We start from the raw sequence: 1,261 nt of genomic DNA on the forward strand, positions 1-1,261 counted from the left end.
GCGATGCCGCCTCAATTGAGGCTGCTCGCGTTGGCGGTCGCCTGATTGACCGTGAACTTGAAGTCAAACCGAGCATTCGCATTGCTCAAGGATCCAGAGTTCAGGTTCTCCTGACCCGTGATCTGATTTTGGAGCCTGCGCCATGAACGCAAGTCCTCTCCTCGTGATTGCACTCATGCAAAGCTTGTTCGTCGCGAATGCGGCATTGCCCGAGCTTAAGACAAATCCGCCTATGATCCTGAACGAGACCCCATCGATGGCTAAAGGCGTCTATGTGCGCTTAGGCGAAGTCGCCGATATCAAACGAGGCGACATTATTGCGATGCCGATGAACAGCACCGCCCAGAATTATCTGGTCGAGAAGCTGGTCTATCCAAAGGATACGATGTTGATCAAGCGGGTGGCGGGACTCGCTGGCGATTTTGTGTGTCGGCACGACAGCGTCGTTACAATCAACAAGAGAACCCTAGTCGCTGCTCGTTCGGATCGGCAAGGCAATCTTCTTCCGGCCTGGAATGGCTGTCGGACCTTATCCACCAGCGAGGTCTTCCTCCTCGGCGATCATCCAGCAAGCTTTGACAGCCGTTATTTCGGTCCTGTCTCGCAGGGTGAGTTGGCGGGCATCTATCGGGCGGCTGTGACGTGGTAGGCCGTTCCTCTGTCTACTTTCTTTTGGCCGGGAGCCTGGCTCTAGGTATGCTGACGCCAAGCTCTGCGTTGGCCGAGCCTGTCGATTGGGCAACATCTGGCGGAACTCTCTTTGCGAGTTCTGGCCTTGAACGCAGGCCGCCATTGATCGATCCGGCAGATCCAAGCGCCGCTCTGGTGCCACCGGCGGCCGCTCCAAGCGCTAGAGCTAAGGGTAAGGGCCACCCGCAAAGCGATACCGACGCTCCTGATAATCCGTCTACAGATGATTTTATAGATGTGCGGCTTTTACCATCCAATCAGCCCCTCGATCGACTGATTACACGGATCGCAAACGAGACAGGTTTGGACCCGAAACTCCTTCATGCACTCGTTATCATTGAGAGCGCCTACGATAGCCGTGCTATAAGTCCAGTCGGCGCACAAGGGCTAACTCAATTGATGCCGGGAACCGCTGCTGAGCTTGGCGTGCGCGATGCGTTTGATAGCGAAGAAAACCTGCGTGCAGGCGCTCGTTACCTTGCCATCCAGATCGGCCGGTTCAGCGACATAAGATTAGCACTGGCGGCTTACAACTCGGGTCCCAATCGTGTGGCCCGTTTGGGTCGCGTGC

General features: G+C 56.1%; 2 protein-coding genes. Both read left to right on the forward strand.

Going from position 1 to position 1,261, the window contains the following annotated elements:
- Positions 1-142 precede the first annotated feature (142 nt).
- Positions 143-649, forward strand: coding sequence for a S26 family signal peptidase (locus ACOVRA_RS11020; protein ID WP_421720333.1), 507 nt, complete (start codon positions 143-145; stop codon positions 647-649).
- A gap of 47 nt (positions 650-696) precedes the next feature.
- Positions 697-1,261: lytic transglycosylase domain-containing protein (locus ACOVRA_RS11025; protein ID WP_421720334.1), on the forward strand; the 565-nt coding region annotated here is incomplete at its 3' end.

The organism is Aquidulcibacter sp., from assembly GCF_049239865.1.
Classification (GTDB): domain Bacteria; phylum Pseudomonadota; class Alphaproteobacteria; order Caulobacterales; family Aquidulcibacteraceae; genus Aquidulcibacter.

What these genes read in the sequence shown, in the direction of transcription:
- ACOVRA_RS11020 (WP_421720333.1), top strand. Translation starts at nt 143, where the DNA reads ATGAACGCAAGTCCTCTCCTCGTGATTGCACTCATGCAAAGCTTGTTC.